The 26,250-nt window shown below is 69.5% G+C and carries 27 protein-coding genes; 23 read left to right on the forward strand and 4 right to left on the reverse strand.

Translation table 11 applies throughout. The annotated features are described in order from the left end of the window. The first annotated feature begins 65 nt into the window (after positions 1-65). From H8R02_RS18090 to H8R02_RS18105, 4 genes are read left to right on the forward strand one after another with little or no spacing between them, the layout of a single operon-like run. Positions 66-1,787 (forward strand): 2-hydroxyacyl-CoA lyase, encoded by a 1,722-nt coding sequence (locus H8R02_RS18090; protein WP_187082859.1) that lies wholly within the window; start codon positions 66-68, stop codon positions 1,785-1,787. A gap of 10 nt (positions 1,788-1,797) precedes the next feature. After that, positions 1,798-2,469: a GntR family transcriptional regulator gene (locus tag H8R02_RS18095; RefSeq protein ID WP_255429394.1), complete on the forward strand. Its 672-nt coding sequence runs from the start codon at positions 1,798-1,800 to the stop codon at positions 2,467-2,469. A 41-nt stretch (positions 2,470-2,510) separates the two neighbouring features. Next, the gene (locus tag H8R02_RS18100) at positions 2,511-3,674 is read left to right on the forward strand and encodes a sialidase/neuraminidase family protein (RefSeq protein ID WP_187082860.1); all 1,164 of its coding nucleotides are present in this window, start codon (positions 2,511-2,513) and stop codon (positions 3,672-3,674) included. Positions 3,675-3,711: 37 nt separating this feature from the next. After that, positions 3,712-4,440: a GntR family transcriptional regulator gene (locus H8R02_RS18105; protein ID WP_187082861.1), complete on the forward strand. Its 729-nt coding sequence runs from the start codon at positions 3,712-3,714 to the stop codon at positions 4,438-4,440. On the opposite strand, the gene H8R02_RS18110 is transcribed toward H8R02_RS18105, so the two are convergent. After that, on the reverse strand, positions 4,433-5,347 hold the full coding sequence (locus H8R02_RS18110; RefSeq protein ID WP_187082862.1) for a LysR substrate-binding domain-containing protein: 915 nt from the start codon (positions 5,345-5,347) through the stop codon (positions 4,433-4,435). The genes H8R02_RS18105 and H8R02_RS18110 overlap by 8 nt on opposite strands. A gap of 108 nt (positions 5,348-5,455) precedes the next feature. Here H8R02_RS18110 and H8R02_RS18115 point away from each other — a divergent pair, with 108 nt between their 5' ends. The 9 genes from H8R02_RS18115 (at position 5,456) to H8R02_RS18155 (ending at position 13,484) form a co-directional block, all read left to right on the forward strand. Further along, positions 5,456-6,421, forward strand: a complete 966-nt coding sequence (locus H8R02_RS18115; protein WP_187082863.1) for a Bug family tripartite tricarboxylate transporter substrate binding protein — start codon at positions 5,456-5,458, stop codon at positions 6,419-6,421. Positions 6,422-6,428: 7 nt separating this feature from the next. Beyond that, entirely contained in the window at positions 6,429-8,111 is a 1,683-nt protein-coding gene (gene mdcA, locus H8R02_RS18120; RefSeq protein ID WP_435531284.1) for a malonate decarboxylase subunit alpha, read from the forward strand. A gap of 5 nt (positions 8,112-8,116) precedes the next feature. Further along, a complete protein-coding gene (mdcC, locus tag H8R02_RS18125; RefSeq protein WP_187082865.1) occupies positions 8,117-8,449 on the forward strand; it encodes a malonate decarboxylase acyl carrier protein in 333 nt (110 codons plus the stop codon). Beyond that, positions 8,446-9,258 carry a biotin-independent malonate decarboxylase subunit beta gene (locus H8R02_RS18130; RefSeq protein WP_187082866.1) on the forward strand — a complete coding sequence of 271 codons (813 nt, stop codon included), beginning with the start codon at positions 8,446-8,448 and terminating at the stop codon, positions 9,256-9,258. Before mdcC ends, H8R02_RS18130 begins: the two co-directional genes overlap by 4 nt. Beyond that, positions 9,255-9,959, forward strand: coding sequence for a biotin-independent malonate decarboxylase subunit gamma (locus H8R02_RS18135; RefSeq protein ID WP_187082867.1), 705 nt, complete (start codon positions 9,255-9,257; stop codon positions 9,957-9,959). Before H8R02_RS18130 ends, H8R02_RS18135 begins: the two co-directional genes overlap by 4 nt. Next, complete coding sequence (mdcG, locus tag H8R02_RS18140) at positions 9,949-10,620, forward strand: malonate decarboxylase holo-[acyl-carrier-protein] synthase (protein ID WP_187082868.1); 672 nt, start codon at positions 9,949-9,951, stop codon at positions 10,618-10,620. The genes H8R02_RS18135 and mdcG overlap by 11 nt, the downstream gene beginning before the upstream one ends. Continuing rightward, the gene (locus H8R02_RS18145) at positions 10,599-11,516 is read left to right on the forward strand and encodes a triphosphoribosyl-dephospho-CoA synthase (protein ID WP_187082869.1); all 918 of its coding nucleotides are present in this window, start codon (positions 10,599-10,601) and stop codon (positions 11,514-11,516) included. The genes mdcG and H8R02_RS18145 overlap by 22 nt, the downstream gene beginning before the upstream one ends. Then, entirely contained in the window at positions 11,517-12,431 is a 915-nt protein-coding gene (locus H8R02_RS18150) for an ACP S-malonyltransferase (RefSeq protein ID WP_187082870.1), read from the forward strand. Between the two features lie 84 nt (positions 12,432-12,515). Continuing rightward, on the forward strand, positions 12,516-13,484 hold the full coding sequence (locus H8R02_RS18155) for a Bug family tripartite tricarboxylate transporter substrate binding protein (protein ID WP_187082871.1): 969 nt from the start codon (positions 12,516-12,518) through the stop codon (positions 13,482-13,484). Here H8R02_RS18155 and H8R02_RS18160 read toward each other — a convergent pair whose 3' ends face one another. After that, positions 13,485-14,579, reverse strand: coding sequence for an NHL repeat-containing protein (locus H8R02_RS18160; RefSeq protein ID WP_222622524.1), 1,095 nt, complete (start codon positions 14,577-14,579; stop codon positions 13,485-13,487). Positions 14,580-14,606: 27 nt separating this feature from the next. Beyond that, positions 14,607-16,148 carry an acetolactate synthase large subunit gene (locus H8R02_RS18165; protein ID WP_187082872.1) on the reverse strand — a complete coding sequence of 514 codons (1,542 nt, stop codon included), beginning with the start codon at positions 16,146-16,148 and terminating at the stop codon, positions 14,607-14,609. Between the two features lie 97 nt (positions 16,149-16,245). On the opposite strand from H8R02_RS18165, the gene H8R02_RS18170 reads away from it, so the two are divergent. The 8 genes from H8R02_RS18170 to H8R02_RS18205 all read left to right on the forward strand — a co-directional run bounded on the left by H8R02_RS18170 (position 16,246) and on the right by H8R02_RS18205 (position 22,429). After that, a complete protein-coding gene (locus H8R02_RS18170) occupies positions 16,246-16,476 on the forward strand; it encodes an AbrB/MazE/SpoVT family DNA-binding domain-containing protein (RefSeq protein WP_187082873.1) in 231 nt (76 codons plus the stop codon). Continuing rightward, positions 16,476-16,892, forward strand: a complete 417-nt coding sequence (locus H8R02_RS18175; protein ID WP_187082874.1) for a PIN domain-containing protein — start codon at positions 16,476-16,478, stop codon at positions 16,890-16,892. Before H8R02_RS18170 ends, H8R02_RS18175 begins: the two co-directional genes overlap by 1 nt. Before the next feature lie 40 nt (positions 16,893-16,932). Then, complete coding sequence (locus tag H8R02_RS18180) at positions 16,933-17,517, forward strand: NADPH-dependent FMN reductase (protein WP_187082875.1); 585 nt, start codon at positions 16,933-16,935, stop codon at positions 17,515-17,517. 87 nt (positions 17,518-17,604) lie between these two features. Continuing rightward, entirely contained in the window at positions 17,605-18,612 is a 1,008-nt protein-coding gene (locus tag H8R02_RS18185; protein WP_187082876.1) for a Gfo/Idh/MocA family protein, read from the forward strand. Beyond that, a complete protein-coding gene (locus tag H8R02_RS18190) occupies positions 18,603-19,574 on the forward strand; it encodes a Bug family tripartite tricarboxylate transporter substrate binding protein (RefSeq protein WP_187082877.1) in 972 nt (323 codons plus the stop codon). The genes H8R02_RS18185 and H8R02_RS18190 overlap by 10 nt, the downstream gene beginning before the upstream one ends. Further along, entirely contained in the window at positions 19,571-20,464 is an 894-nt protein-coding gene (locus H8R02_RS18195; RefSeq protein WP_187082878.1) for a polysaccharide deacetylase family protein, read from the forward strand. The genes H8R02_RS18190 and H8R02_RS18195 overlap by 4 nt, the downstream gene beginning before the upstream one ends. Then, the gene (locus tag H8R02_RS18200) at positions 20,461-22,041 is read left to right on the forward strand and encodes a gamma-glutamyltransferase family protein (protein ID WP_187082879.1); all 1,581 of its coding nucleotides are present in this window, start codon (positions 20,461-20,463) and stop codon (positions 22,039-22,041) included. Before H8R02_RS18195 ends, H8R02_RS18200 begins: the two co-directional genes overlap by 4 nt. Before the next feature lie 202 nt (positions 22,042-22,243). Beyond that, complete coding sequence (locus H8R02_RS18205; protein ID WP_187082880.1) at positions 22,244-22,429, forward strand: hypothetical protein; 186 nt, start codon at positions 22,244-22,246, stop codon at positions 22,427-22,429. Here H8R02_RS18205 and H8R02_RS18210 read toward each other — a convergent pair whose 3' ends face one another. Beyond that, positions 22,430-22,972, reverse strand: a complete 543-nt coding sequence (locus tag H8R02_RS18210; RefSeq protein WP_187082881.1) for a hypothetical protein — start codon at positions 22,970-22,972, stop codon at positions 22,430-22,432. It abuts the gene before it with no gap. A 149-nt stretch (positions 22,973-23,121) separates the two neighbouring features. On the opposite strand from H8R02_RS18210, the gene H8R02_RS18215 reads away from it, so the two are divergent. Then, positions 23,122-25,266: a hybrid sensor histidine kinase/response regulator gene (locus H8R02_RS18215; RefSeq protein WP_187082882.1), complete on the forward strand. Its 2,145-nt coding sequence runs from the start codon at positions 23,122-23,124 to the stop codon at positions 25,264-25,266. Positions 25,267-25,388: 122 nt separating this feature from the next. Beyond that, the gene (locus H8R02_RS18220; protein WP_187082883.1) at positions 25,389-26,246 is read left to right on the forward strand and encodes a hypothetical protein; all 858 of its coding nucleotides are present in this window, start codon (positions 25,389-25,391) and stop codon (positions 26,244-26,246) included. Positions 26,247-26,250 lie beyond the last annotated feature (4 nt).

The following is a 26,250-nucleotide window of genomic DNA, read 5'->3' on the forward strand; positions in this document are numbered from 1 at the left end:
TCGGTTATGATACCCACCAGCCCGGCGAAATCAAGCGCCGCTCGTCCACCTACTCGGAGACCTCCATGCCCGTCCCGCCCCTTGCCGAGCAGTCCGCCGCCGCCGTCATCGCGCGCATCCTCAAGGCGCGAGGCGTCCAGCGCGTCTACGCCCTGTGCGGCGGCCACGTCATGCCGATCTGGATGCGGCTGGACGCGGAGGGCATCCGCATCGTGGACGTGCGCGACGAGCGCGCCGCCATCTACATGGCGCATGCGGAAGCGCAGCTCACCGGGATGGTCGGCGTGGCGCTCGTCACGGCAGGGCCTGGCGTGACGAATGCCATGACGGGCATCGCCAACGCGCACGTCGCGCGCGTCCCCGTGCTCGTGTTGTCCGGCACGCCGCCGCGGCCGCAGGAGAACCGCGGCGCGTTGCAGGACATGGTGCACACGGACCTGGTCCGCTCGATCACGCGCTATGCGCGCACAGTGCGCGAGCCTGCGCTCGTGCCGCAGGAACTGGACGAGGCGTTCTCGCGCGCCGTCGGCCAGGGTGGCGAGCCGGGGCCGGTGTACCTCGACTTCCCCGTGGACACATTGCGCGCCGAAGTGCCCAAGGCCGTGCAGTTGCCCGAGCACTTCGCGCCGAAGCGCGCGACGCGCATTGCGCCGGATGCCGAGGCGGTGCAGGAGGCGGTGGAGCTGCTGTGGTCGGCGAAGCGGCCGCTGTTCATCTCGGGGCGCGGGGCGCAGGGGTCGGGCGATGCACTCGGCAAGCTGCTGACGCGCTTGAATGCCGCGTATCTCGACACGGGCGAGAGCCGTGGGCTCATTCCGGAAGACCATGCATCGGTCGTCGCCGCCATGCGCGGCGGGGTGATGGGCCAAGCCGATGTCGTCGTGACCGTCGGCCGCCGGCTCGACTTCCAGCTGGCGTACGGTTCGCCCGCCGTGTTCGGCGACGCGAAGTTCCTGCGCATCGCCGATGCGCCCTCCGAGCTGCGCGACAACCGGCGCGGTGCGGTGGAAATCTTTGCGACACCTTCGATCGCACTCGAAGCAATCCTCGAAGCCGCGGGCGACCGCAAGCCCGCGAGTGACGGCGACTGGCTCGCCACGCTGCGCGGCAAGCACGTCGAACGTTCGGAGAAGCTGGTGACGACGATGCGCAACGCCGCGCCCGGCTCGGACGGGCGTATGCATCCCAACAAGGCACTCGCGGCCGTACGCGACGCGCTGCCGGACGATGCGATCGTGGTGGCCGACGGCGGCGACTTCCTCAGCTTCGCCCGCGTGGGCTTGCCCGCGTCGACCTACCTCGACCCCGGCCCGCTGGGCTGCATCGGCGTGGGAACGCCGTTCGGCATCGCGGCGTCGCTCGCGTGTCCTGACCGCACCGTGGTCGTTGCGACCGGCGACGGCGCTTTCGGCTTCAACGCGATGGAGATCGACACGGCCGTGCGCCACAAGGCGCCCCTGCTCGTCGTGGTGGCCAACAACGGTTCGTGGGCCATCGAAGTGCGCGACCAGCAGGAGACCCACGGCAAGGTGGTGGGCACGCGTTTGCAGTACGCCGACCATGCGGCGATGGCGCGCGCCTTCGGCATGCATGCGGAGCGAGTGGAGAAGGCCGAGGACCTGCCCGGTGCGATCCAGCGTGCGCTTGCCAACCGCCCTGCCCTGCTCGACGTCATCGTCACGCCTGAAGCTGCTTCTTCGGATGCGAAGTCCGGCCTCGCGTGGGTGCCCGACCTGCAGCCGCTGGAGGCGTGGGACGACGCCGAGCGCAAGTGGCGCAACGGCTAGCATTGGCACCATGATGAAAGTCCTGGCCGCACAACCCAAGCTGGTCGAGCTGGTGCAGGACGCGATCCTGGCCGAGATCGCGTCCGGCAAGCTGCCGCCCGGCGCCCGCATCATCCAGGAGCAGATCGCGCAGGAGCTCGGCGTTTCGCGCCAGCCGGTGCAGCAGGCGCTGCTGGTGCTGCGCAACCTCGGCGTGCTGCGCGAGGCGCCCGGGCGCGGCTTGCAGGTGGCGCCGCTGGACCTGGACCACGTACGCGACATGTACGACATGCGCGCCGTCATCGAAGGCCTCGCCTTCCGCAAGGCCGCGGAGCGCAACGCGAAGCGTGCTTCCGAAGAGGGGCCGGCGCTCATTGCCGAAGGGCGTGACGCCGTCGCGGCAGGCGATGTCGCGCGGATGATCTCCGCCGACATGGCCTTCCACTCCTTCATCTACTCGCTCTCGGGCAACCCGATGGTCGCGCCCGCGATGGAGACGCACTGGACCAACACGCAGCGCGTGATGGGCGAGGTGCTGATGCGCGACGAGCGCCCGCGCGACATCTGGGACCAGCACGAGGCGCTGCTGCAGGCGGTGATGGCGGGCGACGGCAAGAAAGCCGAGCGCCTCGCGCGCCAGCACATCGAGCAGGCGGCGGATTTCATGATCGAGCGGCTACGTCGCGAGCAGGCGCCCGCCTGAGGGCGTTGACGCCGCGGTGGCCCGGGCGCTTAAATGTGCCCATGGACGCGCGGCTCGCCTCGCTCGTGTTGGCGCTCCCGCTCGCTTGCGGATGCGGCGGCGGTGGTGGCGGCGGCTCGCCGGCGTCCCCCACTGCCTCGACCCCCACGGCACCAGCCACAACAACGACAACCACAACGACACCTGCGGCGGCAGCGACCGCGGGCACCGCCTTCTTCTACCAGGACGTCGGCATCGGCGGCAACAGCGTGCGCGCGGGCATCACCACCGACGGCCGCAACATCACCTCGTACAACAGCAGCGTGCTGCGCTGGACCTTGCCCAGCGCCACCGGCGTTTATGCCGATGCCGTCTTCAGCCGCCTGTCCAACGGCCGCTGGGTGATGGCAGCTGCCACCACGCTCACGGACCCGCGCGGCGCACTCGCGCTGCAGATCCACGAGAGCTCGTGCCCCGCCGTCACCGACGCCAACGTGAAGGTGCTGGGCCGCTCCAGCGCGAGCGGTTGCGAAAACGCCGGCGCTCTCGCGATGGGCAAGCACTCGCAGGTGTTCGAGGTGAACGGCAGCCGCTACATGTTCGGCATGACGAACAGCCGCGTGATCCTGATGCGGCTGACCGACGCCACGCGCGGCATCGCGAACCTCTCGTCCATCTGCGTGCGGCGCACGGCCGCAACGACACTGTCAGAACTCGCCTGGGGCGAAGCCACCACGGTCCTCGACAGCGCACGCGCGCCCGGCCTCTTCCTGTCCGACACGGCGATTGCGCGCCGCACCGACGGCACCTGGGTGCTGTTCGTCAAGGGCATCGCCAGCAACAACGGCTGTACCGAAGCCAGCCTGTGCGAGCTGTGCGCGCGCGGCATCTACCGCAGCACAAGCACCGACCTGATCAACTGGAGCACCCCCGAGCGCGTCGTGTCGCAGGCCAGCGTACCCGACGCGTACACCGCGCCCGATGGCCGCGTGTGGCTGTACTGGCAGGACTTCGGCCCCGCATGCACCGCGCAGAACGTGCAGCTCGCCGGCCGTGCGCCGATCCGCGGCGCACCCGAAAGCGACTTCACGGCGTCGGCACCGGTCAGCATCCCCGGCGAGGCGTTCGAGGCCAACACCAACCTGCACTACCCCACCAACGGCAACCCGGTGCTGCTGCCCGACGCGGCGGCCACGGCGGCTTTCAATGCGTGTTTCGGCCGCTGAAATCGGGTAAGCTCCAGTCCTCTAGAGGACTAAGCGGTTGCCTGCAGACATCGTCCCCATCGAACCCGGTGTGAGCCGCTACGCCGCGCTCGCCGCCGCCCTGCGCGCGCGCATCGTCGCCGGCGAATGGCCGGCCGGCACGGCGATCCCCGCGGAGCAGCAGCTGGCCGCGGAACACAAGGTGGCGCTGGGCACGATGCGCCGGGCGCTGGAGCTGCTGGTGGAGCAGGGGCTGATCGAGCGCGTGCACGGCCGCGGCACCTTCGTGCGGCAAAGTCTGTCGGGCGCGCCGATGCTGCGGTTCTTCCGCTTCGGCGACAGCGGCGAGGCGCCGCTGTCGCGCATCCTCGGTCGCGACCGCATCGCGGCGCCCGCGCCGGTTGCGCGCCAGCTCGACATCGCCAACGGCACCGAGTGCCTGCGCCTCAAGCGCCTGCGCCTGCTGGGCGGCCAGCCTTGCCTGTACGAGGAGATCTGGCTGCCGCTGCCGCTCTTCGCGGCGCTGGCGAAGTCGGACACCGCGAAGTGGCCCGATCTCCTGTACCCGATGTTCGCCACGAAGTGCGGCGTGCACGTGCACCGCGCGCGCGACGAGATCGGCTTCGGCAGCCTCACCGCCGCGCAGGCGCGGCAGCTTGCGCTGCCGGCCGGGCACCCTTGCGCCATCGTCAACCGCACCGCTTACGACCTGCAGGGCCGCGCCATCGAAGCGCGCACCAGCCGGGGCGATGCGCACGCGTTCCACTACACCGTCACGATCACCTAGGCAGAAGCGGGGCCTCGGCTTCGATCATTTCCACCAGCGCAACCGCGGTCGCGGAAAGGTCCGCGCGCTTGCGCATTGCGAGCAACAGCCGCCGCTCCACCTCGATGCCTTCCAGCGCAACGATCGCGAGCCCCAGCGCATCCGCATACAACCGCGCCGCCGCCGACGGCATGATCGCGAGCCCCAGTCTGCACCCCACCATCCGGCACATCGAGTCGAAGCTGCGCACCTGCACGCGAATGCGCAGGCTCTTGCCCACCGCCTCCGCAGCGGCAATCACCTTGCGCGTCAACGACGCACTGCGCGCCAGCGCGATCTGGTCTTCCGCCACGGCCAGCTCGACCGGAACTGAAGCCATCGACGCAAAGCGATGGTCCCGCGGCACCAGCAGCACGAGGCGGTCGACGTTGCAGACCAGTGTCTCCAGCCCCTCCGACGGCACGTTGTCGCCGATGATGGCCAGCTCCGCCTCGCCTTTCTGGATCGCGCGCACCGCGTCTTCGCTCAACGCATCTTCCAGCTCGATGCGCACGTCCGGGTAGCGCTGCGCAAAACGCGAGAGCAGGTCCGGCAGGAAGCCGCCGAACGCCGATGGGTTGGCCCACAGCCGCAGGTGGCCTGACACGCCGGCCTGCAGGTCGTCCACGGCCTGCGCCAACTGCTCCAGCCGCGCGATCACTTCGATCGCATGCCGGTGCAGCGTCTGCCCATCCGCCGTCGCCCGAACGCCGCGCTGCCCGCGTTGCAGCAGCGACACACCCACGTGCTGCTCCAGCTCGGCAATGCGCTTGCTCGCCGCAGCAAGCGAGATGCCGAAGCGGTCCGCGCCGGCGGTGAGGCTGCCGGCGTCCACCACCGCGACGAAGAGGCGCAGCGTGACGAGGTCGAAGCGGTTCAGGTTGATCAAAGGCAGAGGTCCTCAACGCAGGCCGAAGGCGGCCTCAACGCAATGCGAATTTCTTTCGCGGCGCGTCTCGCGGACCATTTGAGCATCGACAACGCGGAGACACAACCCATGCGCCTGATCGCTTCCCTTCTTGCCGCGGCATCGCTCACCGCCCTTGCGGCGCCGGCAGCCGCACAGTCGTGGCCGACCAAACCCGTGACGGTGATCGTGCCCTTCCCCGCCGGCGGCGGCACCGACGCATTCGCGCGGCCGCTGTACGCGCAGCTCACGAAGCAGTTCGGCCAGCAGGTGATCGTCGACAACCGCGGCGGCGCGGGCGGCAACATCGGCGCGACGCTGGCCGCGAAAGCCGCACCCGACGGCTACACCTGGTTCATGGGCGCGGTGCACCACGCGATCGCGCCCGCCGTGTACCCGAAGCTGGACTACAACCTGGCCAAGGACTTCATTCCCGTCGCGCTCGTTGCGAGCGTGCCGCAGGTCATCGTGGTCAACCCGCAGAAGGTGGCGGCGAAAGACCTGAAGGAACTGCTCGCCACGCTCAAGAACAACACCAAGCTGCACTACGCCTCCGCCGGCAACGGCACTTCGCACCACCTCGCGGGCGAGCTGTTCAAGCTCGAGACGAAGACGCAGATCGACCACATCCCGTACAAAGGCGCGGGCCCTGCGCTGCAGGACCTCGTGGGCGGGCAGGTCGAGATGATGTTCGACGGGCTCGGCTCCTCCGCATCGCACATCCGCAGCGGCAAGCTCAAGGCGATCGCAGTCGCAAGCGCGAAGCGTGCCTCCGGCTTCCCGGACATCCCCACCACCGTGGAAGGCGGCGTGCCCGGTTACCAGACGGGCACGTGGTACGGCCTGTGGGCGCCGAAGGGCACGCCGCAGCCCGTCGTCGACCGCATGACGGAGGAGCTGAAGAAGGCGTTCGCGGTCGAGACGCTCAGGAAGCAGTGGCAGGACCTGGGCGCGGAAGTGCCCAACCTGTATGGCGCGCAGTTCGGGGACTTCGTCGCGGGTGAAACGAAGCGCTGGGCCGCGGTCGTCAAGGCGGCCAACGTCAGGCTCGACTGAGATGGACATGTCCACCGGCGCCACCACCCCCAGCTGGGACACGCGCGCCCGCAACCGCGAGGCCCGCCTCGCGCGCGCCGCGCAGGTGCTCGGCTCGCGCCTGCAGGGCAAGTGCGCGCCGGCCGCCGCGGCGGTGGAGCTGCTTACCGCGGTCATCGAATGCGGCGACCGCGTCTGCCTCGAAGGCAACAACCAGAAGCAGGCGGACTTTCTCGCGGGTGCGCTCGCGCAGCTCGACCCGAAGCGCACGAACAACCTGCACATGGTGCAGTCGGTGCTGGCGCTGCCGCAGCACCTGGACCTCTTCGAGCGTGGCATCGCGTCGCGTCTCGACTTCTCCTTCTCCGGCCCGCAAGGCGCGCGGCTCGCGCGCATGGTCAGCGCGGGGCAGATCGAAATCGGCGCGATCCACACCTACCTCGAACTCTTCGGCCGCTACTTCGTGGACCTGTCGCCGCAGGTGTCGCTGGTTTGCGCGCAGGCCGCGGACCGCCACGGCAACCTCTACACCGGCCCCAACACCGAGGACACGCCCGCCATCGTGGAGGCGACGGCCTTCCGCGGCGGCATCGTGATCGCGCAGGTGAACGAGCTCGTGGACGAATTGCCGCGAGTGGACATCCCCGGCGACTGGGTGAGCTTCGTCATCCCGAGCCCCAAGCCGCACTTCATCGAGCCGCTCTTCACGCGCGACCCTGCGCAGATCTCGGAGATCCAGGTGCTGATGGCGATGATGGCCATCAAGGGCATCTATGCCGAGTACGGCGTTCAGCGGCTGAACCACGGCATCGGCTTCGACACCGCCGCCATCGAGCTGCTGTTGCCCACCTACGCGCAGTCGCTGGGCCTCAAAGGGAAGATCTGCAAGCACTGGGCGCTGAACCCGCACCCGGCCCTCATTCCTGCCATCGAAGCCGGCTGGGTGGAGTCGATCCACTCCTTCGGCTCCGAGATCGGCATGGAGAACTACATCCGCGCGCGCAGCGACGTCTTCTTCACCGGTCCCGACGGTTCGATGCGCAGCAACCGGGCCTTCTCGCAGGCAGCAGGCCACTACGCGTGCGACTTGTTCATCGGCTCGACACTGCAGATGGACCTGGCCGCGAACAGCTCCACGGCCACGATGGACCGCATCACCGGTTTCGGCGGTGCCCCCAACATGGGCGCCGACGCGCGCGGCCGCCGCCACGCAAGCCCCGCTTGGCTCAAGGCGGGCCGCGAAGCACGGCAGGGCCGCACCGGCGCCGCCGGCACGCCGCGCGGCCAGAAGCTGGTGGTGCAGATGGTGGAAACCTTCCGCGAGCACATGCAGCCCGCTTTCGTCGACAAGCTCGACGCGTGGACGCTGCAGGAGCGCGCCGGTTTCGAGCTGCCGCCGATCATGATCTACGGCGACGACGTCACGCACATCCTCACCGAGGAGGGCATCGCCAACCTGCTCCTCGTGCGCAATGACGAGGAGCGCGAGCAGGCCGTGCGCGGCGTTGCCGGCTACACACCGGTGGGTATGGCGCGCGACCGCCGCATGGTGGAGAACCTGCGCGACCGCGGCGTGATCCGCCGGCCGGAGGACCTCGGAATCGACACGCGCCTGGCCACGCGCAACCTGCTGGCGGCGCGTTCGATGCGCGACCTGGTCGATGCGTCGGGCGGGCTGTATGCGCCGCCGGCGCGGTTTCGCAACTGGTGACGCACATGGACAGCAAGACACCTGGACTCGAGCAACTCGACTTCCGCTTCGACGGGCGGCGCGCCGTCGGCAGCTTCGCGCCCGTGCTCGTGGGCGTGGTCGGCTCGGGCAACCTCGAAGTGATGATGGAGCCCGGCAGCGCCGGCGCGTGCAGCTTCCACGTGGAGACGTCGGCGCGCGGCTTCGGCGCGATCTGGGAAGCGGTGTGCCGCGATTTCCAGGAGCGGCATGGGCTTGCCGGCGTCGACGTATCGATTCACGACATGGGCGCGACGCCTGCGGTCGTGTCGTTGCGGCTGATGCAGGCCGCGGCCGAATTGCCGGGAGCAGCGCCATGAACCGGGAGAACTTCGAATTGCACGCGAGCCGCGCCGCGACTCGCACCAGCTATGCCGAGTGCACCGCCCGCGAGCGGCTCGCCCACGTCGTGGACGCCGGCAGCTTCCGCGAGTGGCTGCCGCCCGCCGAGCGCATCATGAGCCCGCATCTGGCGCAATTGGGGGTGCCCGGCGCTTTCGACGACGGCGTCGCCATCGGCGAGGCGCGGCTGGCGGGGCAGCGCGTGTTCGCGGCGGCCCAGGAAGGCGCGTTCATGGGCGGCGGCGTCGGTGAGGTGCATGGCGCCAAGCTCGTCGGCCTCTTCCAGCGCGCGCTGCGCGACAAGCCCGCCGCCGTGCTCCTGCTTGCGGATTCCGGCGGCGTGCGCCTGCACGAAGCCAACGCGGGCCTCATCGGCGTGTCGGAAGTGATGCGCGCGCTGCTCGACGTGCGCGCGGCCGGCATCCCGGTCATCGTGCTGATCGGCGGCGCCAACGGCTGCTTCGGCGGCATGGGCATCGTGGCGCGTTGCGCGGACCGCATCGTGATGAGCGATGCAGGGCGGCTCGGCATGTCCGGGCCGGAAGTGATCGAGGCTTCGCACGGCGTGGAGGAGTTCGACTCGCGCGACCGCGCGCTGGTGTGGCGCACGACCGGCGGCGCGCATCGCCACCGCACGGGCGATTGCGACGTGCTGGTTGCCGACGACGTCGTTGCGTTCCGCGATGCGGCCATCGACGCGCTCGGCTGCACGCCCGTCTTCACGCTCGAAGCCCTGCAAGCCGAGCACCGCCTGCTCGTGGACCGCCTGGACACCTTGCAGCCATGAACTGGAATGACCTCGCGACCCGGCTTTTCGGGGACCGGCACGACATCCGCGAAGAGCGCGACCTGCTCCGCGGCACGGCGACGTTCGACGGCGCGACGCTCTGCGTGCTGGGCACCACGAACCACGCGGCCATCGGGTACGAGCTCGCGCTGCGGCAAGCTGCCGTCGTGCTGGGCACGATCGAGGACCACCCCGGCCGGCCGATCCTGTTGCTGGTCGACACGCAGGGCCAGCAGTTGCGGCGCGCGGACGAGTTCCTCGGCATCAACCGCGCGATGGCGCACCTGGGTTGCTGCATCGACCTCGCACGCCGCCGCGGCCATGCCGTCATCGGCGTGGTCTACGACCAGGCGCTGTCGGGTGGGTTCATCACGACGGGCCTGCTCGCCGACGAGTGCCATGCGCTGCCCGAAGCGGAGATCCGCGTGATGCGGTTGCCGGCGATGGCCCGCATCACGAAGATCCCCGAGGCGACGCTCGCTCAGCTGTCGCAGGCCAACCCGGTCTTCGCGCCGGGCGTCGAGAACTATGTCGCCATGGGCGCGGTGCGTTCGCTATGGAACCCCGACGACCCGGCCAGCGGGCTGCGCACCGCGCTCGCCGCCCGCAACACGCGCGATGTGCGCGCCGCCGACGGCGAACAGCGCGGCGGACGCACGGCTGCGCGGCCGACCGTGCAGAAGGTGCTCGATGCAGCGTAGGCCCGTCACGATGCCGGCGCTGCGGCGCCACCAGCTTGCCTATCTGAGCGACACGGGTTGGCGGCACCTCCTCGCGCAGCCGTTCCCCCAGGACCGGCTTGACTGCATCGCGCTGTGGGCGCGCGAGCGTTGGCCGCTGGTGGTGACACGGCAGCAGGACTCGCCGCTCGTCTCGCTGGGCCTGCCGGCGCCGCTCGCCTTCGCGCGCCAGCGCATCGCAGTTGCCGTACCGGTGACCTCGATCCTCTGGCTCGACGAGTTCCCGCGCGCTTCCCACGTGCTGCCGCTGCTCCCGCGCAAGGCGCGCCCGCACTTCGATGCGCTGCTGGCCGGCCTGCGCGCCGTCGGCGCATTGCCGCGCGCGTACGGCAGTTACGGCTGGCAGTTGCTCACGCGGCAAACCTACCTGCGCAGCACGTCCGACCTCGACCTGCTCTTCTGCGTGGAGGACGAGGACCACGCCGACGCCGTCGCCGCGCTGCTCGGCGACTGGCCGCAGGACCTGCCCCGGATCGATGGTGAGTTTCTGTTCCCCGGCGGTGGCGCCGTGGCCTGGCGCGAATGGCGCCAGTGGCGCAGCAGCGGCGCCAGGTCCATCCTCGTGCGCGGCCTGCGCGGCGCGACGCTGGAGAGCGAACCATGGACACGCGCGTACGCCTGAATTCGCGCGCGGTCGCGGAGGCTGCGTGCCAGGCGCTGCATGACGAGCTGGCGCTCGAAACCAAGCCGGGCCTGGTGTCCTTCGTGGACTCCGGCAGCCACACCGACATGGACGCCGGCACGTTCCTTCGCAGCATCGGGGCGCTGCGCCCGTTCTTCACCACCTTCGCCGAACTCGGCGCGCAGCGTGCGCACTTCCGCGCGCTGGAGCTGCAAGGCGTCCGGGCCGAAGCCGCGATGCTGGACGCCACCTGCGGCGTCAACACGCATCGCGGCGCGATCTTCATCCTCGGCTTGCTGTGCGCGGCTGTCGGCTGGATCTACGCCGACGGCGAGGTGCCGACCGCAAACGAGGTACGGCGCACGATGCTCGATGCGTGGGGCGCCGACCTCGCGCGGCGCGCGAACGTGGCGCGCGAGTCCAATGGCTCGCGCGCCGCGCAACGCTTCGGGCTGCGCAGCATCTCGGTCGAGGCGGCGCAGGGCTTTCCGGTGCTGTTCGACAAGGTGCTGCCGGCGTTGGGTTCGGTGCCCACGGATACGACACGCACCGATGCGCTCTTCGCCGCGATCACGGTGCTCGACGACACGACCGTCGTGCACCGCGGCGGCATCCAGGCGCTCGTGGACGTGAAGCGCATCGCACGCGACTTTCTCGCACAAGGCGGCGCGGCCGCAACCGGTGCGCGCGAACTCCTGCGCGATCTGCATCGTCAATTCGTCGCGCGCCGGATCTCGCCGGGCGGCGCTGCCGACATGCTGTCTGCAGCCTGCTTCCTGCAGGCGACCTGCGTGGCGAGCGCTTCGAACGCCTTGGATCCCCGCCTGCGCGGGGATGACGATTCACTGTCATTCCCGCGCAGGCGGGAATCCAAAGCGCAGTTGGCGCCCGCCTGAATGTCGCTCGCAGTCCTGTTCCCCGGGCAAGGCAACCAGCGTGAAGCCATGCTCCCCTGGCTGGAAAGCCAACCGGTGGCCGCCGGCGTGCTCGCCTCGATGGGCGAGGCCATCGGCCTCGACTGGCGCGATCGCCTCGCGGACCCTGGGTGGGCCTCGGCGAACCGCATCGCGCAACCGCTGCTCACCGGCACGTCGCTGGCCGCGTGGCGATGCCTCGCGGGCCTCCTGCCCGAGCCCGGCGTCATCGCAGGCTACAGCGTGGGCGAGCTCGCCGCGTTCGCCGCCGCGGGCGCCTTCGACCCGGAAGTTGCTGTCCCCCTGTCCGTCACGCGCGCCGCCTGCATGGACGCGGCCGGTGAAGGCGCCCTGCTTGCCGTGCACGGCGTGAACCCCGGCCAGCGCGCAGCGATTGCGCAACGACATGGCCTTGCCCTCGCGATCGACGCCTGCAGCGAAACGGCCATCTTCGGCGCGCGCAAACCGGCAGTCGACGCGGCCGAGGCGGCGCTCACGGCGCACGGTGTTCGCACGACGCGCCTGGCCGTCGAAGTCGCGTCTCACACGCCACTGATGAGTGATGCAGCGTCGGCTTTCGCGATCCGTCTGGCCAGGCTCGACTTCACCGCGCCCAAAGCCCCCATCGCATGCAACCTCACCGGCGCCGCGACGCGCGACCCCGCCGAACTGAAGCGTTGCCTCGCCCTGCAGATCGCCAGCCCGGTCCAGTGGCGCACGTGCATGCAGACTCTCGCCGAACGCGGCGTCACCTGCGCGCTCGAGATCGGCCCCGGCGCCGCGCTCTCGAAGATGCTCATGGCCGAGCACCCGCACATCCAGGCCCGTTCCGTGGATGAGTTCCGCACCCCACAAGGCTGCGCCGCCTGGGTCCACCGCGCCCTCGCGGATCGCTGACACTACCGGTTTCTACGTACGACAGCGGGCCTGTGGCCCGCCTAAGATCTGGTCCTCTAGAGGACTTCACAAACCGAGACAGCCATGACCGTTTCCCGCCGCCACCTCCTCGCCGCCGGTGCCGCCTTCGCCGCGCCCTTTGCCGCCCGTGCGCAAGCCTGGCCCTCGAAGCCGCTGCGCTTCGTCGTGCCCTTCGCCCCCGGCGGCAGCTCGGAAATCATCGCGCGCGCGGCCGCGGGCGAGCTCTCCAAGCTGCTCGGCCAGAACGTCTTCGTCGACAACAAGCCGGGCGCGTCCGGCAACATCGCGATGGCCGAAGTCGCGCGCGCCGACGACAACCACACGCTGATCCTGGGCCACATCGGCACGCTCGCGGTGAACCCGTATATGTACGACAAGCTGCCGTACGACCCGAACAAGGACTTCAAGCCGGTGAGCCTGCTGGCCAAGGTGCCGAGCCTCTACGTCGTCAACGCGAACCTGCCGGTGAAGAACCTCAAGGACCTCGTCGCGCTGGCCAAGGCCAGGCCGGGCCAGCTGAACTACGGCTCCGCCGGCAACGGCAGCGCGGGCCACCTCGCGATGGAGTACCTCAAGATCACGACGGGCATGTTCATCACGCATATCCCGTACAAGGGCACCGGCCCGCAGCTCACCGACCTGCTGGCCGGCCGCCTCGAAGCGGCGTCAGTCGGCGCGTCGGCCATCCTGCAGCACATCAAGTCCGGCAAGCTGCGCTGCATCGCCACCGGTTCGACCAAGCGCCTGCCGCAGTTGCCCGACGTGCCGACGGTGGCCGAGCAGGGCTACCCCGGCTTCGAGATGACGCAGTGGTACGGGATGATGGTCCCGGCGTCGATGCCGCAGGCCAACATCGACAAGCTCGCGGCCGAGACGCAGAAGGCGATGAAGTCCAGCGCCGCGCTCGAGCGCTTGACGCAGGACGCCGCCGAGGCGATCGGCGGCACGCCCGCGCAGTTCGCGCAGTTCATTGCCGCCGAGCAGAAGCGCTGGAAGGTCGTGGTCGAGCGCGCGAAGATCAAGCCGGAGTGATCAGTATCGGACGAAGCGCTGCACGCGCCGTCCGAACCCCACTTCCGACGTGTAGAGGTTCCCGTCGCCATCGATGGCGATGTTGTGGATCCACTTGAACTCGCCCGCCATGCGCCCGGTGCGGCCGAACTCGCCCACCTTCACGCCGTCGGCGCGCCGCAGGATGTAGATGCGGCCGTTCGCGCCGTCGGCGACGTACATGTACGCCTGCGCGGGGTCGTGCGACAGCACCATGTCCCACGCGGAGCCGTTGGCCAGCGTCTGTACCTCGGTGCGGAACTCGTGCTTGAACTCGCCGGCGCGCGTGAACACCTGGATGCGGTTGTTCGCGCGGTCGCAAACGTACACGAGGTCGTCGTTCGAGATGCGCACGCAATGCACCGGGTTGCTGAACTGCCGCGAGAGCGGCGCGGCCGGGTTGTACGCCGGCTGCGGGTCGTCGCTCGGCCGGCCGCCGTACGCGCCCCAGTGCCGCTTGTACGCGCCCGTCGCGGCGTCGAACACGATCACGCGGCGGTTGCCGTAGCCGTCGGCCACGAACAGCTCGCCCTTGCTCACGATCATGTGCGCGGGCCGTCCGAGCTGCGAGGTGCCGTTGCTACCGTCAGACTTGCCGGGGCGGCCCACCTGCATCAGGAAGCGGCCCTCGGGCGTGAACTTCAGGATCTGGTGGTCGGTTTCCGAATTGCCGGCGATCCACACGTTGCCGTCGCCGTCGATGTGGATGCCGTGCTCGGACTTGGGCCAGTCGAAGCCGGTTCCGCTGGGCGACCACGCGCGCAGCAGCTTGCCCTGCGCATCGAACTCGGCCACCGGCGGCATCGCCGTGCAGCAGCGGTGCGTCACGGGCTTGCCGGTCTTCGGATCCCACTCGTCGGCGAGCAGCGTGCCGGGGCGGTGGATCGCCCAGATGTGGTTGTTGCGGGGATCGACCGCGATGCCGGCCACCTGGCCGAAAACCATCTGCACGCCGTCCTTCTCGGCCAGCGGCTGCGGCCACGACGGGTCCGCGCGGAACTGCGGCACGCCGCCGCCCATCGGTGTGGCACATGCCGAGAGCAGCACCACGAGCATCGAAACCAGGAACGCCTTCATACGCAGCCTCCTCGTTGTTTCAAGGGTTCACACCACCAGCTCCACCAGGAATGGGCCTTCGCGCGCGAAGCTCGTGCGCATCAAGTCCGCGCATTGCTCCATCGTCGTGGCGCGCGCCGCCTCCACGCCCATGCCGCCTGCGAGCTTGACCCAGTCGAGGTCCGGGTTGCCCAGGTCCAGCATGTTCATGGCCGTTGCGCCCGGCTTCGCGCCCACGCCGGCGTACTCGCCGACGAGGATGGAGTACTTGCGGTTGCTGATGACGACCGTGGTGCACGGCAGCCTCTCGCGCGCCTGAGTCCACAGCGATTGCACGGTGTACATCCCGGCGCCGTCGGCCTGCATGCTGATCACGCGCCGCTGCTTGCGAGCACCGAGCGCCGCGCCGGTCGCGACCGGCATGCCGTCGCCGATGGCGCCACCCGCGAGATGCAGCCAGTCGTGCGCGGGCGCGGCGTGCGTGTGGCGGTAGAAGTCGCGGCCGTAGGAGACGCTTTCGTCGGAGACGATCGCGTTGTCGGGCATGACGGCCGCAAGCGTCAGCGCGAGCTTCTCCGGGGTGGGCTCGCCGGTGGTGGCCTCGGGGCGCGGGCCTGCGTCGGGCGCGTCGGCCTGCGGTGCGTGGAGCGCATCGGCGAGCATGCGCAAGGCTTGCACGCCGTCCTGCTCCGGCCGCGAGAGCACGTGGAACTGCGTGCCCGGTGCGTAGTGCACGTTCGGCTGGCCGGGGTACGCGAAGAAGCCCACCGGCGGCTTGGCACCCACGAGCACGATGTGGCCGTAGGGTGCGAGGGCCTCGCGCGCGAGCTCGCCCTTGTACGGTACGCGCGTGAGCGGTATGCGGCCGCGGCCGCGTGCCACTCGCGCATTGACGAATTCCGCCATCAGCTTCGCGCCGGTCGCTTGCGCGATTCGCCATGCGAGCGCCTGGCCTTCGTCACCGACGGCCTCGCAGGCCAGCAGGATCAAGACATTGCGATGCTCGCGCAGCACCCGCGCCACCGTGTCGATCGCGTGGGAGTCGACCGGTTGCGGAGCTGGCACGGCGAGCTGTCCGGCCACCACGCCGCCCTCGTCCCATGATGCGTCGGATGGCAGCACGAGCGTCGCCACCTGCCCCGGATGCATGCGTGCGGCGCGAACGGCTTCGGCGGCGTCACGTCCGACATCCGCGGCGCGTGTCGTGGTACGTGTCCACGCCGAGACGGCACGTGCGATCCCTTCGGTATCGGCCGTCAGCGGCGGATCGTGCGGCCGGTGGTACGTCGCCTGGTCGCCCACGATGTTGACGATGCCGCTGCGGGCGCGCCGCGCGTTGTGCAGATTGGTCCAGCCGTTGCCGAGCCCCGGCCCGCAGTGCAGCAGCGTGCACGCCGGCTTGCGGGCCATGCGCCAGTAGCCGTCGGCCATGCCGGTCACCACGTTCTCCTGCAGACCCAGCACGCAGTGCATGCCGGGCACCTGGTCCAGGGCGGCGACGAAATGCATCTCGCTCGTGCCGGGGTTGGCGAAACAGGTGTCCACGCCGCTCTTCAAGAGCGTTTCGACCAGGCTGCGGGCGCCGTTCATTCATTCGTCTCCTGTGTACTGCGGGGGCATTGGAGCACAGATGCGGCATGGCCGTCACGAACTTGCAGATTTACTGTATTACAGCTAAACTGCCTTCATGCAGGCAAAAGTCACGATCAACGGGCGCGGCGTCATCACGCTGCCCGCCAAGCTGCGCAACGAGCTCGGCCTGAAGGCGGACGACCTGCTGATTGCGGAGACCGTACCCGAGGGTCTTCTCCTGCGCCCTGCGGTGGCTCTGCCCATCGAGATCTACACGGACGAGCGGGTGCGCGAGTTCGACGAGGGTGAAGCCGAAGTCGAGGCAGTGCTGAAGCGCCGCCGCTGATGCGCGTCTTCCTCGACGCCAATATCCTCTTTTCCGCCGCCAAGTCCGACGGCGCGATCCGCCAGCTCATCAAGCTGATGCTCGAAGACGGGCATGCAGTCGTCGTCGACGAATTCGTCCTCCATGAGGCGCGCCGCAATCTCGGGAACAAGGCCGGTGCCGAGGGCCTCGAGGCGCTGCACAAGCTCGAAAGCGTTTTCGTGATCGGCGCGACGCGCCCTGTCCTGTCGGCCGAGTGGCTCCAGTGGTTGCCCGAGAAGGACAGGCCGGTTCTCGCGGCCGCGGTCGCCCTGAAGTGCGAAGTACTGGTCACCGGCGACCGCAAGCACTTCGGGCAGGCCTATGGCAAGTCGTACCACGGCGTGAAGGTGCTCTCGGCCGCAATGGCGGCACTGTCCATCGTCGGTCCCCGGTGATCGGCAAGAGCGGCAAGAGCGGCGGGCGTACGATGCACCCATGCCCCAGCTCCTCATTCTCCCTGGCAGCTTGCGCCAAGGCTCGCTCGCGCTCGCGCTCGCGCACGCCGCCGGGCGCATGGCGCAGGCGCAAGGCGCGACGGTGCGCCTGTTCGACCTGCGCGCGCTGAACCTGCCGGTCTACGACGGCGACATCGAGTTCGGCACCGGCATCCCGGAGAGCACGGGGCAGCTGATCGACGCGATCGTCGAGGCCGAAGCCGTGCTCATCGTCACGCCGGAATACAACGGCTTCCCGACCCCGCTGGTCATCAACGCGTTCGACTGGATCTCGCGCACGAAGACCGGGCCGCAACGCCCGGCCGGACTCGACGCCACCAACGGCAAACCGGTGGGGCTTCTTTCGGCGTCGCCCGGGCCCCTGGGCGGGTTGCGCTCGATGAACTTCCTGCGCGCGTACCTGCAGATGGCTTTCCAGATGGTCGTGAGCCCGCGCCAATATGCGTTGTCCCGCGCCGACCAGGCGTTCGACGACCAGGGCGAGATCAAGGACGCCAAGGCCAAGGCGGCCGTCGAGGGCACGATCCAGTCCCTGCTGAAGCTCGCAGCGGCCCTGAAGGCCTGACCGCTTCAGTGTCGGCACGTTAGCGTGCTACCTTGTTCGGCGCTATATTGCCTTCTCGGCAAACAACCGCCAGCAAGCAGTACCGCCATGATCCGCGCCGCCATCGTCGGGCTGGGCACCTGGGGCCAGAACCTGGTCCGCAGCGTGCCGGCCGCGAGTCCCCACATCCAGTTCACAGCCGCCGCCACGCGCACGCCCGAGAAGGCCCGCGAGTTCGCGCAAAGCCGCGGCCTGCGAATGCTTTCAGGCTACGAGGCAGCGCTGGCGGACCCTGACATCGACGCGGTGGTGCTCGCGACACCCCATTCGATGCACACTGAGCAGATCGTCGCGGCCGCCAAAGCCGGCAAACACGTCTTCAGCGAGAAGCCGCTCGGCCTCGACGCACAAAGCGCCGAGCGTGCGGCGAAAGCCTGCGCGGACGCCGGCGTCACGCTCGGCGTCGGCTACAACTGGCGCTACCAGCCCGCCCTGCGCGAAATCCGCCGCCTCATCGACGACGGCACGCTCGGGCGCGTGATGCACATCGAAGGCAACTTCTGCGGGCCCAGTGCCTACCGCTTCCCCAAAGGCCACTGGCGCCACGAGCGCAGCGAATCGCCGGGCGGCGGCATGACCGGCCGCGGCGTGCACGTGATCGACGCCATGCTCTACCTCGCAGGCCACGTGCAGCAGGTCACCGCCCAGAGCCTGCGCCTCGCGCAGGACTTCGGCATGGACGACACCACGTCGATGCTGCTCAAGTTCGACAGCGGCGCCACGGGTTACCTCGGCACGATCGTCGCGACGGCGGAGACGTGGCGCATGCAGGTGTTCGGCAGCAACGGATGGGCGGAAGTCGGCGACGTCGACCACCTGCACACCTGGGACCTGAAGACCTGCTTCATCGACCGCGACAACATCGCGGCGAAGCAACGGCCCGTCGTGCAGACCTTCGAAAAGACCAGCACCGAGGCCGCGGAGCTCGAAGACTTCGCGCGCCACGCCGCCGCGCGCAAGCCCATGGTGCTGCCCGGTGGGGACGCCGTGCACAACGTCGCGCTGCTGCAGGCCATCCTCTCCTCCATCGATACCGGAGCCCCCACATGCCCCTGACCCGTCGCATTGCCCTCGCCACCGCGCTCATGCTGGCCATGGGCGCGGCCTTCGCGCAAGCCTTCCCGAACAAACCGATCAAGGTGGTCGTGCCGTCGCCTGCAGGCGGCCCGCCCGACCTGATCCTGCGCGCCGTCCTGCCGAAGATGAGCGCCATCCTCGGCCAGCCGATCGTCATCGACAACCGCGCCGGCGCGGGCGGCATGGTCGGCACGGCCTACGTCGCGAAACAACCCGCCGACGGCTACACGTGGCTCTTCACGACCGCGTCGCACGTGAACATCCCGCCCTTCGCGGACAACCCGGGCTACGACCCGATCAAGGACTTCACGCACGTCACGCTCGCCGCGCAGAACTTCGGCCAGGCGCTCGTCGTGAACCCCGAGGTGCCGGCGAAGAACGTGCAGGAACTCATCGCGCTCGCCAAGAAGAATCCCGGCAAGCTCACGTACGCCAACGCGGGCAACGGCACGGCCAGCCACATCCCCGCGGAGCTGATGAAGACGATGGCGGGCATCGACGTCCTTTCCGTGCCGTACAAGGGCATCCCCGAGGCCGTCAACGACCTGCTCGCAGGCCGTATCGACATGTTCTTCGTGGGGACCAACATCGCGCTGCAGCACGTGCAGGCGGGCAAGCTGCGCGCGCTGGCGCTCACCGGCAGCAAGCGGTGGAAAGGCATGCCCGACACGCCGACGATGGACGAGCAGGGCCTCAAGGGCTTCGACAAGGTCAACTGGTTCGGCCTTTGGCTGCCGGCCGGCGCGCCGCCCGACGTGGTGCAGAAGATCTACGCCGCGCTGCGTACCGCCGTGAACGAGCCCGACGTGAAGCAGCAGTTCGACCAGCAGGGCCTCGAGGGCGTGGCGATGCCGCCGGCGGAGTTCGCGGCTTTTGTCGCGCGCGAGCAGAAGGCCGCGCAGGACATCGCCAACCGGATCAACGCGGGAGCGAAGAAATGAGCGCCGAACTGCAACCGTGGCAATGGCCCGACGAACACTGGCGCAAGATCGTCAACCACGTGCGCGCCGGCCGCACGCTGCGCCCCGCGTCGTGGCCGGGCGGCGCGCGCTGCGCGATCGCGCTGTCGTTCGACTCCGACCATGAAACCAACGAGCTGCGCGACGGCGGGGAATCCATCGGCAAGCTGTCGCAGGGCCAGTACGGCAACCGCCAGGGCGTGCCGCGCATCCTCGACCTTCTGGAGAAGCACGACGTGCGCGCGAGCTTCTACGTGCCCGCCGTCACCGCCCTGCTCTACCCCGACGAGCAGCGCCGCGTCGCGGCCGAGGGCCACGAGGTGGCGCTGCACGGCTGGATCCACGAGCGCAACTCGGTGCTGCCGGAAGACGCCGAGCGCGACCTGATGCACCGTGCCGCCGACACGCTGGAGAAGGCCGCGGGCCGCCGGCCCGTCGGCATCCGCACGCCGTCGTGGGACTTCAGCCCCAACACGCTGAAGATCACGAAGGAGATGGGCCTCGAGTACGACTCGTCGCTGATGGCCGACGTCGATTGCTACGAGCTGCTGCTGGGTGGCGAGCCCACGGGCGTGGTGGAACTGCCGGTGGAGTGGATCCGCGACGACGCGGTGTACTTCAACATGAACCGCTTCGCGGGCCTGCGCCCGTACACGCCGCCTGCGGACGTGTTCGACATCTTCCGGCGCGAGCTGCAGGCGGCGCACGCCGAAGGCGGCATCTTCCAGCTGACGATGCACCCGCACATCAGCGGCTACCGTTCGCGCCTGTGGATCCTCGACGAGCTGATCCGGCAGGCGAAGTCGCTGGGTAACGTGTGGTTCGCCACCCATGCCGAGATCGCGCGTTACGCGAGGGACAACGCAGCATGAGCAGCAAAGACAACTTCTCCGACTCGCAGGTCGTGCGCAAGCCGGTCACGCTCACCGAGCGCGGCGTCGTCGCGTCGCAGCACAAGCGCGCGGCACAGGTGGGCGCCGCCATCCTTGCCGAAGGTGGCGATGCCGTCGATGCAGCCGTCGCAACGTCGTTCGCCCTCGGCGTCGTCGAACCCTGGATGAGCGGCTGCGCGGCCGGCGGCTGCATGGTGCTGTGGCGCGCGAAGGAAAAGCGCGCGTACGTCGTCAACTACGGCATGCGCTCGCCGCGCGAGCTGGACCCGCGCGACTACCCGCTGTCGGGCGCCGGCAAGAACGCCGACATGTTCCCATGGGAAGCCGTGGTCGACGACCGCAACGTGCAGGGTGCAACCGCGGTCGCGGTGCCGGGTGTCGTCTCCGGCATGGGGCTCGCGCACGAGCGCTTCGGCCGCAAGCCGTGGCACGAGCTCGTGGAGCCTGCCGCGCGGCTGGCGCAGGAGGGCTTGGCCGTCGACTGGTACTTCGGCCTGCTGACCGCGTCGAACGCGAAGGCGCTCTCGCGCGACCCCGATGCCGCCGCGATGTTCCTCGACGAAGGCACGTGGCCCATCGTCGGCACGTGGACCGGCGGCTCCAACCGTCACCTCGACCAGAAGCAGCTCGCGCGCACGCTGCAGGCCATCGCCGGGGGCGGCCCGCGTGCGTTCTATGAAGGGGACATCGCGAAGGCGCTGGTGAAGGACGTGCGCGCCAAGGGCGGCTGCCTGAACGAAGAGGACCTCGCCACGTACACGGCGGAGTGGCACGAGCCGCTCGCACTGCCCTACCGCGGCGGCCACGTGTATGCGGCGCCCGGCCTCACCGGCGGCCCGACCTTCGGTCACGCATTGCGCGCACTCTCGGAAACGATGCAGGCGTCAGGCCGCGCACCTGACGCCCAGTCCTACGCGGCCGTGGCGCGCGCGCTCCACGCCGCCTTCGAAGTCCGGCTGTCCGACATGGGCGACAGCAACGAATCCCCCGAGGCGCCGGGCTGCACCACGCACTTCAGCGTGGTCGACAGCGAAGGGAACATGTGCGCCGTCACGCAGACGCTGCTGTCGATCTTCGGCTCGCGCGTGGTGTCGCCCTCCACCGGGCTGATGCTCAACAACGGCATCATGTGGTTCGACCCCGTGCAGGGCGGCCCCAACTCGCTCGCGCCGAACAAGCGCGTGCTCGCGAATTACTGCCCCGTCGTCGGCATCGCGCAGGACGGCCGGCAGTTCGCCTTCGGTGCTTCGGGCGGGCGCAAGATCCTCGGCGCGGTGCTGCAGCTGAGCTCGTTCGTACTGGACCACGGCATGAGCCTGGAAGAAGCCTTCCATGCGCCGCGCATCGACGTCAGCGGTGGCGGCCAGGTCACGGCCGACGCGCGATTGCCGGAAGAGGTGCTCGAGGCGCTCGGCCGCGTGATGCCGGTGGCAACGGCGCGGCGCGGCGTGTTCCCCTATTCGTTCGCGTGCCCGGCCGGCGTCATGCGCATCGGCCGCTCCAACGGCGGCTGCACCGAAACGATGTCGCCGTGGGGCGACGCCGCCATCGGCTGAGATTCCTTCACGCGCAAATCGTCGAGCATGTACTGCAGCACGCTGCCCGAGCCGGTACCTGAGCGGTGCCCCCGGGGAGATTTGTAGGACGTTTCCTCGATCATGTAGGTTGGGTTCCTACGCGATGTAGGGGTTCCGCCGACACGCGTGCATAAGTCACATCGCCGTAAAGTTGTCGTGTAGCGGCTGTATCATTCCGTGTGTGGAGACGCCGCAGCTCGACCCTGACGTGAAACCGCCGGAATACCGCGTGCCGCGCGGGCGCAGCGGGTACGGTTCGCAAAGCGCGCTGCAGACGCTGCTGAACGACCTCGAGCGCATCCGTCGCGCGAAAGAAGCCTACGGCGACCTGCCGCCGAAACAGGCGCAAACCCAGCAACGCAGTTGATCAGCGCGGGCCGCTCGGCCCGGCCGGCGTGTGCGGTTCGCGGTCGGGTTCCAGCTCGGCCGGCACGCTCCACATCGACTCGCGCGGCGGCTGGCTCGCCGATGCGCCGTCCACCTGCTCCACCGCCTGCATCAGCTCGCGCAGCTCGCGCATCACCTCGCCGTCGATCATCGAGCTGGCCGGGTGGAACCACAGCCCGCCGAAGTGGCTCACGTCGTTGAGCCAGCTGCCGCGCAGCAGCCGCCTGAGCAGCCGCTCCACCAGCGGCAGGCCGATCATCAGGCGCAGGCCGGACTTCCGCTCCCAGTGGGCCAGCCGCAGCATGCCCAGGAACACATGGCGGCCATCGTGCGCGCGCCCGACGTCGCGCACCTCGACCTGCACGCAGTCGAGGTTGACGCCGCCGTCCTGCAGCAGCTCGCGGATGAGGTCCTTGTAGCCGTCCCGGATTTCCTCGGTCGACTGCGTCGAGAGGTCGATCTCCGTCGCGCCCGTGGATTCGTCGTCGGCACGCGTCGCGAAAAGTTGCAAAAGGTCTTTCATTGCGTCGAGCTTTTGCGGGACGTAAGGAGTTGCTTATACACCCGATGCGCCAGCGGCACCTGACAGACTTTCCCTGCCCGGCCGGCAACTTGTTCACGTTCGCCGCGCGCGGCTTGTTCCCATAATGGCCTCGCCTTGTGGAGCCGCGCATGCACACCACCGCCAGCTCGCTGCAAGCGGCCAGCGTCCCGGACGAGCTGGCCCGGCGCGACCTGCGTACCGAGTTCGTCGAAGCCTACGGCGCGAGGGTGTTCCTCGTCCTGTCGGTCGTGGGCGCGCTGGTGCTGCTGCCCTTCTCCATCAACGGCTTTGTGCAGGGCGCGCCGGTGCAGGCGTCCACCACGCTGCTCATCGCCGGCTTCCTGATCGCCAACGCGGTGTTCCTCGCGCGTGGGCATGCGGCTCCGATCCCGCCCGCCGCGATCTTCGCCCCGGCCCTCCTGGGCCTGGGCCTCGCGATGTACAGGCAGGGGCTGGTGGGCATGTTCTGGTGCTACCCAGCCATCCTGCTGTTCCACTTCGTGCTGCCGCGGCGCACCGCGAATATCTTCAACGGCTGCATCGTGCTGCTGGCGGTGCCGATGGCGTGGCTGCACCTGGGGCCCGAGATCACCGCGCGCGTCGGCGTGACGCTCGCGCTCACGCTCCTGTTCACCAACATCTTCTCGTACGTGGCCGACGCGCAGCGGCGCAAGGAAATGGAGCAGCGCCAGCGCCTCGACCTGGTGGTGCGCGGCACCAATGCCGGCACGCTCGAATGGGAGCCGGAAGGCGCCGCCAGCTTCTCGCCGCGCCTGAGGCAGATGCTGGGCCGCTCCTACGAAGACGACACGGGCGCGTGGGACTTCTTCTCCTTCGTGCACCCCGACGACCGCGAACGCGTGCAGGCCCAGGTCGCCAGGCTGATGCGCGAACACACCGCGCCGCACGCCGTGCGGCACCAGCCCGCCGACGAATACCGGCTGCTCACGCCGCAGGGCGACATCACCTGGGTGCACACCGAAGGCATCGCGGTGAGCGACCGGCGCGGCCGCACCGCGCGCTACGTGTGCACCTTCATGGACATCACCGAGCGCGTGCGCGCGCAGGAGGCGCTGCTGCGCTCGCACGAGCGCGTGCAGCAGCAGGCGGCCCAGCTGGAGCGGCGCAACACCGAGCTGCGCGAGGCCATCCGCATGCGCGAGGAGGTGGAGCGCATCGCCCGGCACGACCTGCGCACGCCGCTGGCCAGCATCGCCTACGTGCCGCGCCTGCTGCGCCAGGGCCGCAATCTCGATGCGCGCGAGGAGGAACTGCTCGCCATCGTGGAACGTGGCGCCCTGCGCGTATTGAGCATGGTGAACCTGTCGCTCGACCTGTACCGCATGGAGGAAGGCAGCTACACGGTGCGCCCGGCTGCGGTGGACCTGGCCGAGGTCGCGCGCAACGTGGTGCAGGAAGTGCGCGCGCATGCGGACGCCAAGCGGGTGCGGCTGACGGTCGACCTGCCCGCGGCCGGGAGCCTGCACGTGCGCGGCGAGGAGCTGCTTTGCTACTCGATCGCCGCCAACCTGGTGAAGAACGCCGTCGAGGCCGCCCCCGAAGGCTCGACGGTCGCGGTGGCGCTGCAGCACGGCAGCCTGCGCGGTGACGAAGGCCGCATGCTGCGCATCCACAACCTCGGTGCCGTGCCCGCGCCGATCCGTGCCCGCTTCTTCGAGAAGTACACGACGCACGGCAAGGACCAGGGCACGGGCCTGGGCGCCTACTCCGCATGGCTGATGGCGCGCGTGCAAGGCGGCGAGCTGCAGATGGAGACCGACGACGAGGCCGGCACGACGCTCACGCTGTGGCTGCCGGCAGCGCATGTGACGTCGATGGCGCCCGGCGCGCCGGCCCGCGACGGCGAGGCCGTGCCGCCGCTCGCGCTGCTGCTGGTGGACGACGACCCGTACACGGTCAGCGTGCTCAAGAACCTGCTGCCGGTGCCGCTGCCGGTGGAGGTGGTCGGCAACGGCCGCGCCGCGCTGGAGCACGTCGCGCGGCAGCGGCCCGACGTGATCTTCCTGGACCTGCAGATGCCGGTGATGGGCGGCCTCGAAGCCATCGGCCGCATCCGCCAGCTGCAGCGCGAGCGCGACCAGATGCCCAGCGTGATCGTTGCCTTCTCGTCGTGCGACGACGAACCCACGCGCCGCAAGTGCCGGCAGGCCGGCTTCGACCACTACCTCGTCAAGCCCGCCTCGCGCGAAGAGCTGCTCGAGGTGCTGCGCATGGAACCTGCGTTCGCCGCGTCGACGCTGGCCCACGCCTAGAACCCTCGCTCCCGACCACCCGTCACGTCCACGCCGCCGCTCATCCCCGCTCGGGCGCGCGGGCGGGAGGAGTTCACATAGGGGATGTGTACCGCATGGGACACGCGTAACAGAATGTTCACATGCCTCAGCAACAACTGGCTGTGCTCACCGCGGAACTGGAATCCGTCCTGAAGGACGCGAGCCAGCCGGTGGCCCGGCTCGTTGTCGTCCAGGAGAAAGTGGCGGAGCACACGCCGCACCCCGGCCTGGCCGCCCTCGTGCAGGCGCTCTCGGAGGTCGCGGACGTGCTGGTGCGGTTCGACCTGCCCGCCGTGGCCGATTCGTCCAGCGGCGGCTATGGCCCGCCGGTGAAGCGCCGCCGCGTCACCGAGCAGTTCGACACCGCGTTCGACGACGCACTCGGCAAGGTCCATGCGATGCGCCGCGAGGTGGCCCGCGTTTCCCTGGCCGCGGCCGCGCGCGGCTCCAACCTCGGCCCTCACGTCATCCAGTTGCGCCGCGAACTCAATGGCCTGCAGAAGCACGTGGACCGCTCCCGGCACCTGCTGGACGAACTCGGCGCGACGCTTGCCACGCCGGCGGGGCGCAACACCTTCGCACGCGCCACATCGCTCGCGCGGCGGGCGCAAACCGTCGGGGACCTGCACCAGTGCGGCCTGCAGGCGATCGACGGCATGCGCGTTTGCGAGGAGACCTTCGCGGCGCTCATCGTGCGCCTCAAGCGCGAGATGGGCCCCACCTACGTGGAGTGGAAGCGCCTCCTCGCCCCGGTGGCGATGCGCGCCTTCGCCGCCGAGCCCACGGAGATGGAGCTGCCCGAGGCGCGCGAAGTGCACGCGCTGCTGCAGCGGCAGGTGCAGGTGGCGTGCGACGCGGCGTGCGCCTTCGAGACGGCGCACCGGCAGCTCGAGGAGACGGTCTCCCAGCTCGGGCGCCGCGCGCGCATGGCGATGGAGACGCTGGCCAAGCCGGACTGAACCG

This window comes from Ramlibacter albus, from assembly GCF_014297445.1.
In the GTDB taxonomy this organism is placed as follows: domain Bacteria; phylum Pseudomonadota; class Gammaproteobacteria; order Burkholderiales; family Burkholderiaceae_C; genus Ramlibacter; species Ramlibacter albus.